General features: G+C 60.0%; 7 protein-coding genes, 1 tRNA gene and 1 pseudogene. All 9 read left to right on the top strand.

The genetic code is table 11. From position 1 onward, the window contains the following. Window positions 1–148, top strand: a pseudogene (gene tuf / locus ACOZK4_RS07865) (elongation factor Tu); the annotation flags it as partial. 211 nt (window positions 149–359) lie between these two features. Further along, window positions 360–435 (top strand) — tRNA-Trp (locus ACOZK4_RS07860). Between the two features lie 191 nt (window positions 436–626). Beyond that, entirely contained in the window at window positions 627–827 is a 201-nt protein-coding gene (gene secE / locus ACOZK4_RS07855) for a preprotein translocase subunit SecE (RefSeq protein WP_298105947.1), read from the top strand. Window positions 828–843: 16 nt separating this feature from the next. Further along, on the top strand, window positions 844–1,374 hold the full coding sequence (nusG, locus tag ACOZK4_RS07850) for a transcription termination/antitermination protein NusG (protein WP_064329841.1): 531 nt from the start codon (window positions 844–846) through the stop codon (window positions 1,372–1,374). A 200-nt stretch (window positions 1,375–1,574) separates the two neighbouring features. After that, a complete protein-coding gene (rplK, locus tag ACOZK4_RS07845) occupies window positions 1,575–2,006 on the top strand; it encodes a 50S ribosomal protein L11 (protein ID WP_023517311.1) in 432 nt (143 codons plus the stop codon). Window positions 2,007–2,010: 4 nt separating this feature from the next. Beyond that, window positions 2,011–2,703, top strand: a complete 693-nt coding sequence (rplA, locus tag ACOZK4_RS07840) for a 50S ribosomal protein L1 (protein ID WP_244760728.1) — start codon at window positions 2,011–2,013, stop codon at window positions 2,701–2,703. Window positions 2,704–3,046: 343 nt separating this feature from the next. Further along, entirely contained in the window at window positions 3,047–3,565 is a 519-nt protein-coding gene (gene rplJ, locus ACOZK4_RS07835) for a 50S ribosomal protein L10 (protein WP_313528532.1), read from the top strand. A gap of 60 nt (window positions 3,566–3,625) precedes the next feature. Beyond that, the gene (gene rplL / locus ACOZK4_RS07830) at window positions 3,626–4,003 is read left to right on the top strand and encodes a 50S ribosomal protein L7/L12 (RefSeq protein WP_244760730.1); all 378 of its coding nucleotides are present in this window, start codon (window positions 3,626–3,628) and stop codon (window positions 4,001–4,003) included. A gap of 254 nt (window positions 4,004–4,257) precedes the next feature. After that, entirely contained in the window at window positions 4,258–8,397 is a 4,140-nt protein-coding gene (rpoB, locus tag ACOZK4_RS07825; RefSeq protein ID WP_421591404.1) for a DNA-directed RNA polymerase subunit beta, read from the top strand. Window positions 8,398–8,422 lie beyond the last annotated feature (25 nt).

The raw sequence follows: 8,422 nt of genomic DNA, 5'->3' as shown, positions 1-8,422 counted from the left end.
AGGCACGGAAATGGTCATGCCGGGCGACAACGTCACGGTTGCCGTTGAGCTGATCGTTCCGATCGCGATGGAAGAAAAGCTGCGCTTCGCGATCCGCGAAGGCGGCCGTACCGTCGGCGCCGGCATCGTCGCCTCGATCGTCGAGTAATTTCAGGTCTTTGATCTGAAGAAAGCCCCGCGGGAAACCGCGGGGCTTTTGCGTTTCGAGCGCTTTTGCGAGCGGGCAGGGCACCTATCGGAATAAGCACTGATTTGTTTTAAGAAATGCGTTTTTCGGGCTTGCCAAGTCCGTCCCCGCGCCGTAAAGACGCCATGCCTTGCCGGTGACGGGCGGTTCGCTTCGAGCGCGGCAGGCATGTAGGGGTATAGCTCAGTTGGTAGAGCGGCGGTCTCCAAAACCGCAGGTCGGGGGTTCGAGCCCCTCTGCCCCTGCCATTCTTCACCGGACAGCGCGGACCACTTGCAGCGACGGTTGGAATGGCGTGACGGTATCGGCCGTCATAATTCGTTAAAAGTTCGGTTGCCCCTTGTGAAAAAGGGAATCGGGCTTTATGTAGGGCAAAACAGACACGCGGTGCGTGGGGCTGATAGTTCAGCTTTACGCGCCGTAATGGCGTGGACATTCAATGGCATCGAAAACGAATCCGATTGCGTTTCTGCAGCAGGTACGCTCCGAAACGGCAAAAGTGACTTGGCCCTCGCGACGCGAGACGATGATCTCGACGATCATGGTCTTCGTCATGGTCTTCCTGGCTGCGGTGTTCTTCTTTGCTGCGGATCAGCTGATGGGCTGGCTGGTTGGCCTCGTCCTCGGCGCTGCCGCTTGATCGGTTGGAGATGAACATGGCTTCCCGTTGGTACATCGTCCACGCCTATTCGAATTTCGAAAAGAAAGTCGCCGAGGACATCGAGAACAAGGCTCGTCAAAAGGGTCTTGATCATCTCTTCGAAAAGATCCTCGTGCCGACTGAAAAGGTTGTCGAGGTGCGTCGTGGCCGCAAGGTCGATTCCGAGCGCAAGTTCTTCCCCGGCTACGTGCTGGTGCGGGCGAACCTGACGGACGAAGCGTACCACCTCATCAAGAACACGCCGAAGGTTACGGGTTTCCTCGGTTCCGACAACAAGCCGGTTCCGATCCCTGACAGTGAAGCCGAGCGCATCCTGTCGCAGGTTCAGGACGGTGTCGATCGTCCGAAGCCCTCGGTCTCTTTCGAGATCGGCGAGCAGGTTCGTGTTTCCGATGGTCCGTTCGCATCGTTCAACGGTACGGTTCAGGACGTTGACGAGGAGCGTTCGCGCCTCAAGGTGGAAGTGTCGATCTTCGGTCGCGCTACCCCTGTCGAGCTGGAATACGCCCAGGTCGAGAAAATCTGATTTTGGCGGCGACCTTCGGGTCTCGCTCATCTGAAATCCAATCCTCTCCGAGGGTTGGTGGCGGAAGTTTCCGCCAATCGCGTGGAAGGGAAGGGCGCCTAAGCCGGGCGTCAAAAGACCGTACCACGCAACCGCAGCCGCCGGTCTTTGGATCGGCATCATGGATCGGGAAACCGGTCACATTCTGAAAGGCAGAGAAAATGGCTAAGAAAGTTGCAGGCCAGCTCAAGCTTCAGGTCAAGGCAGGATCGGCAAACCCGTCCCCGCCGATCGGCCCGGCGCTTGGTCAGCGTGGCATTAACATCATGGAATTCTGCAAGTCGTTCAACGCAGCGACGCAGGAAATGGAAAAGGGTATGCCGATCCCGGTCGTCATCACCTATTACCAGGACAAGTCCTTCACGTTTGTGATGAAGCAGCCGCCGGTGACCTACTTCCTCAAGAAGGAAGCCAAGATCACGTCCGGCTCGAAGACCCCGGGCAAGGGCGCGACGGTCGGCAAGCTCACCAAGGCTCAGATCAAGTCGATCGCCGAAGCCAAGATGAAGGATCTCAACGCCGCCGATATCGAAGGCGCAATGGCAATGGTCGAGGGCTCCGCCCGCGCCATGGGCCTGGAAGTGGTAGGTTAATTCCATGGCCAAGATCGCAAAGCGCATTCAGAAGATCCGTGAAGGCATCGACCCGACCAAGCTGGTCGCCCTTTCGGACGCAATCGCTCTCGTCAAGGAGCGTGCTGTCGCCAAGTTCGACGAAACCGTCGAAATCGCCATGAACCTCGGCGTCGACCCGCGTCACGCAGACCAGATGGTCCGCGGCGTGGTCAATCTGCCGAACGGTACGGGCCGTGACGTTCGCGTCGCCGTCTTCGCTCGTGGCGCCAAGGCTGACGAAGCCAAGGCTGCCGGCGCAGACATCGTCGGCGCGGAAGACCTGCTCGAAATCGTTCAGGGCGGCAAGATCGACTTCGATCGCTGCATCGCGACCCCGGACATGATGCCGCTCGTCGGCCGCCTCGGTAAGGTTCTCGGCCCGCGTGGCATGATGCCGAACCCGAAGGTCGGTACCGTCACGATGGACGTCACCGGCGCCGTCAAGGCATCCAAGGGCGGTGCTGTCGAGTTCCGCGTCGAGAAGGCTGGTATCATCCACGCCGGCATCGGCAAGGCTTCCTTCGACGCCAAGGCTCTGGAAGAAAACATCAAGGCTTTCGCTGACGCCGTCGTCAAGGCGAAGCCGACGGGCGCAAAGGGCAACTACGTCAAGCGCGTTGCCATTTCGTCGACGATGGGCCCGGGCGTCAAGATCGACCCCGCGACCGTTTCCTAATTCCGGCTCGGCTTCGGCCGGTCCGCAACAGAATTCCCGGCCTTGTCTGGCCGGGAATTTCCGGGCTCAAACCCGGAACTCCTGTCCGAGATTGCAGGTGGTTATTCCTTAATCACTTTAGCCTGCATGAGACGGGGTGAGACCTGGATTTCTTCAGCGTCGGATGACGCGGAATTCGGTTCGAACCTACCTTACCTTGTGTCGCGGCCATCTGGTCGAGCGCGGGGGGACAGGATCCTCGAGCGTCGCTCGGGATCTCTTTTTAAAGCGGATCCCTGGCGGCAAAGGTAAACCCGGCAGGTCCCGTGAGAAGTCACGGTCCTGTCAACTGGAGATAGGCACAGTGGAAAGAGCGGAAAAACGCGAATTCGTCACGGAGCTGAACGAAGTCTTCAAGGCTTCCGGTTCGGTTGTCGTGGCCCGCTACGCCGGCATCACCGTTGCACAGATGAACGATCTTCGTACGAAGATGCGTGCAGCTGGTGGTACCGTCAAGGTCGCGAAGAACCGCCTGGCCAAAATTGCCCTTCAGGGTACGGAGTCGGAAGGGATCACGGATCTCTTCCAGGGTCAGACGCTCATTGCTTACGCAAATGATCCGATGATTGCTCCCAAGGTAGCCATGGATTTCGCCAAGACCAACGACAAGCTCGTTGTTCTCGGTGGCGCCATGGGTGCGACCACACTCGACGCAGAAGCAGTCAAGTCGCTCGCGACCCTGCCTTCGCTCGACGAGCTTCGTGCAAAGCTCCTGGGCCTGCTTGCAGCCCCGGCTACGCGCGTCGCCACGGTCGTTGCAGCACCGGCAAGCCAGCTTGCCCGCGTGTTCGCAGCCTATGCCAAGAAGGACGAAGCCGCTTGAGGCGGTTTTTCGCTGTAAATCAAACTTACCAGTTCGAACCGAACAAAAGGAAATACGAAAATGGCTGATCTCGCAAAGATCGTAGAAGACCTGTCCGCCCTCACCGTTCTGGAAGCCGCTGAGCTTTCGAAGCTTCTCGAAGAGAAGTGGGGCGTTTCGGCTGCTGCTCCCGTAGCCGTTGCTGCTGCTGGCGGCGCTGCTGCTGCTGGTCCGGTCGAAGAAGAAAAGACCGAATTCGACGTTATCCTCGTTGACGCTGGCGCCAACAAGATCAACGTCATCAAGGAAGTCCGCGCCATCACCGGCCTGGGCCTCAAGGAAGCCAAGGACCTCGTTGAAGGCGCTCCGAAGGCTGTCAAGGAAGCCGTCTCCAAGGGCGAAGCTGCCGACCTCAAGAAGAAGCTTGAGGAAGCCGGCGCCAAGGTCGACGTCAAGTAATACCGGAATGCGGTGGGAGAGGGTTTCGACCCTCTCCCATTGATGATTCCTCCGAACTGATTACCCAAAAGCCGCGAAAACCGGCTTTTGGGTAATGGGTTCTTCAAGAGGATGGTCTTTCTCCAGGCGACAGGGCAATCCGGCCCGTGGCCTGACAGCGAGACGAGATTGATTGAACCCATTGGTCGACGGGATCGACTGGCCAGCGAACCCCGTCTGTTGCAGGCCCGGATGCAAATTTTGAAGGAGCGACGATGGCTCAGACCCTTTCGTTTAACGGTCGTAGGCGCGTACGCAAGTTTTTTGGTAAAATTCCCGAAGTCGCAGAAATGCCTAATCTCATCGAGGTTCAGAAGGCATCCTACGACCAGTTCCTGATGGTTGAAGAGCCCGCCGGCGGTCGTCCGGATGAGGGTCTTCAGTCGGTTTTCAAGTCGGTCTTCCCGATCACGGACTTCTCCGGCGCTTCCATGCTCGAATTCGTTTCTTACGAATTCGAGCAGCCGAAGTTCGACGTTGAGGAATGCCGTCAGCGCGACCTGACCTATGCGGCGCCCCTCAAGGTGACGCTGCGCCTCATCGTGTTCGATATCGACGAGGATACCGGCGCGAAGTCGATCAAGGACATCAAGGAACAGAACGTTTACATGGGCGATATGCCGCTCATGACCGATAACGGTACGTTCATCGTCAACGGCACCGAGCGCGTCATCGTTTCCCAGATGCACCGTTCGCCGGGCGTGTTCTTCGACCACGACAAGGGCAAGAGCCACTCTTCCGGCAAGCTGCTTTTTGCTGCCCGCGTCATCCCGTACCGCGGTTCCTGGCTCGACATCGAGTTCGACGCCAAGGACATCGTGCATGCGCGTATCGACCGCCGCCGCAAGATCCCCGTCACCTCGCTCCTCATGGCGCTGGGCATGGACGGCGAAGAGATCCTGTCGACCTTCTACACGAAGTCGCTCTACCAGCGTGACGGCAAGGGCTGGCGCGTTCCGTTCAATCCCGACGCGCTGAAGGGCCAGAAGGCCGTCGCGGATATGATCGACGCCGACAGCGGTGAAGTTGTTGTCGAAATCGGCAAAAAGCTCACCCCGCGCCTGCTGCGCTCGCTCTCCGAAAAGGGCCTCAAGGCTCTCAAGGCGACCGACGAGGACCTCTACGGCAATTACCTCGCCGAAGACGTCGTCAACTACACGACGGGTGAAATCTACCTGGAAGCCGGCGACGAAATCGACGAGAAGACCCTTCCGGTCATCCTGTCGGCCGGTTTCGACGAAATCCCGGTTCTCGACATCGACCATATCAATGTCGGCGCCTACATCCGCAACACGCTGTCGGCAGACAAGAACGAGAACCGTCAGGACGCTCTGTTCGACATCTACCGCGTCATGCGTCCGGGTGAACCGCCGACCATGGATTCGGCCGAAGCCATGTTCAACACGCTGTTCTTCGATGCGGAGCGTTACGACCTCTCCGCCGTCGGCCGCGTGAAGATGAACATGCGCCTCGACCTCGACGTCGCCGACACGGTCCGCACGCTGCGCAAGGACGATATCCTTGCTGTCGTGAAGATGCTGGTCGAGCTGCGCGACGGCAAGGGGGAGATCGACGACATCGACAACCTCGGCAACCGCCGTGTTCGTTCGGTCGGCGAGCTGATGGAGAACCAGTACCGTCTCGGCCTGCTGCGCATGGAGCGCGCGATCAAAGAACGTATGTCCTCGATCGAAATCGACACGGTCATGCCGCAGGACCTGATCAACGCGAAGCCGGCGGCCGCCGCGGTTCGTGAATTCTTCGGTTCTTCGCAGCTGTCGCAGTTCATGGACCAGGTGAACCCGCTGTCGGAAATCACCCACAAGCGCCGTCTTTCGGCTCTTGGCCCGGGTGGTCTGACCCGCGAGCGCGCCGGCTTCGAAGTCCGCGACGTTCATCCGACCCACTACGGCCGTATCTGCCCGATCGAGACGCCTGAGGGACCGAACATCGGTCTGATCAACTCGCTCGCAACCTTTGCCCGCGTCAACAAGTACGGCTTCATCGAAAGCCCGTACCGCAAGATCGTCGACGGCAAGGTGACGACGGATGTGGTCTATCTCTCCGCCATGGAAGAGGCCAAGTACCACGTGGCGCAGGCAAACTCGGTGCTCGAAAGCGACAACTCGTTCGCTGAAGAGTTCGTCGTTTGCCGTCACGCCGGCGAAGTCATGCTCGCGCCCCGCGACCAGATCAACCTGATGGACGTTTCGCCGAAGCAGCTCGTTTCGGTCGCAGCGGCGCTCATCCCGTTCCTCGAGAACGACGACGCCAACCGCGCGCTCATGGGTTCGAACATGCAGCGTCAGGCTGTGCCGTTGCTGCGTGCGGAAGCACCGTTCGTCGGCACCGGCATGGAACCGGTCGTTGCGCGTGACTCGGGTGCAGCCATCGCGGCTCGCCGCGGCGGCGTCGTCGACCAGGTCGACGCGACCCGTATCGTTATCCGCGCCACCGAAGACCTCGATCCGTCGAAGTCGGGCGTCGATATCTACCGCCTGCAGAAGTTCCAGCGCTCCAACCAGAACACCTGCGTCAACCAGCGTCCGCTGGTCACCGTCGGCGACGTTCTCAACAAGGGCGACATCATCGCGGACGGCCCGTCGACCGACCTCGGCGACCTGGCACTCGGCCGCAACGCGCTCGTCGCGTTCATGCCGTGGAACGGCTACAACTACGAAGACTCGATCCTGATGTCTGAGCGCATCGTCTCCGACGACGTGTTCACGTCCATCCATATCGAAGAATTCGAAGTCATGGCCCGCGACACCAAGCTCGGCCCGGAAGAAATCACGCGCGATATTCCGAACGTTTCGGAAGAAGCGCTGAAGAACCTCGACGAAGCCGGTATCGTTTACATCGGTGCAGAGGTTCAGCCGGGCGACATCCTGGTCGGCAAGATCACCCCGAAGGGCGAAAGCCCGATGACGCCGGAAGAAAAGCTCCTGCGCGCCATCTTCGGTGAAAAGGCCTCCGACGTTCGCGACACCTCCATGCGCATGCCGCCCGGCACCTTCGGCACCGTCGTCGAAGTTCGCGTCTTCAACCGCCATGGCGTGGAGAAGGACGAACGTGCGATGGCGATCGAGCGTGAAGAGATCGAGCGTCTGGCGAAGGACCGTGACGACGAGCAGGCGATCCTCGACCGTAACGTCTACGGCCGTCTGATCGACATGCTGCGCGGCCACGTCGCCGTTGCCGGCCCGAAGGCCTTCAAGAAGGGCTCCGAGCTGTCGAACGCCGTCATCTCCGAATATCCCCGCTCGCAGTGGTGGATGTTCGCCGTCGAGGACGAGAAGGTTCAGGGAGAAATCGAAGCGCTCCGCGGCCAGTACGACGAATCCAAGTCGCGCCTTGAACAGCGCTTCATGGACAAGGTCGAAAAGGTCCAGCGCGGCGACGAAATGCCCCCGGGCGTCATGAAGATGGTCAAGGTCTTCGTCGCTGTGAAGCGCAAGATCCAGCCAGGCGACAAGATGGCTGGCCGTCACGGCAACAAGGGTGTCGTCTCGCGCATCCTGCCGATCGAGGACATGCCGTTCCTCGAAGACGGCACGCATGTCGACATCTGCTTGAACCCGCTGGGCGTGCCTTCGCGCATGAACGTCGGCCAGATCCTCGAAACCCACCTTGCCTGGGCTTGCGCCGGCATGGGCAAGAAGATCGGCGACCTGCTCGACGCGTATCGCAAGACCATGGACATCACCGACCTGAAGCGCGAGCTGACGGAAGTCTACGAGAGTGAAGCCAAGGACGAAGTCGCCCACTTCGACGACGACGCCCTGGTCAAGCTTGCTGAGCAGTCCCGCAAGGGTGTCTCGATCGCAACGCCGGTCTTCGACGGTGCGCATGAACCCGACGTTGCCAGCATGCTCGAGCGTGCGGGCCTCAACTCTTCCGGTCAGTCGGTTCTTTACGACGGCCGTACGGGTGAAGCCTTCGACCGCAAGGTCACCGTCGGCTACATGTACATGATCAAGCTGAACCACCTCGTGGACGACAAGATCCACGCCCGTTCGATTGGTCCTTACTCGCTCGTTACCCAGCAGCCGCTGGGCGGCAAGGCGCAGTTCGGCGGCCAGCGCTTCGGGGAAATGGAGGTCTGGGCACTCGAAGCCTACGGCGCCGCCTACACGCTGCAGGAAATGCTGACCGTGAAGTCGGACGACGTCGCGGGCCGCACCAAGGTGTACGAGGCGATCGTTCGTGGCGACGACACGTTCGAAGCGGGCATTCCGGAGAGCTTCAACGTTCTCGTCAAGGAAATGCGCTCGCTCGGTCTGTCGGTCGAACTCGAGAACTCCAAGATCGATCCGAACGCGGAAGCCGGCCAGCTTCCCGACGCGGCAGAGTGATCTGATCGGGTGCGCGCCGCAAAGG

This window comes from Shinella sp. M27 (genome assembly GCF_049199905.1).
Classification (GTDB): Bacteria; Pseudomonadota; Alphaproteobacteria; order Rhizobiales; family Rhizobiaceae; genus Shinella.
Note: the sequence above shows the minus strand (reverse complement) of the source record. Positions and strands in the feature narration are given on the sequence as shown.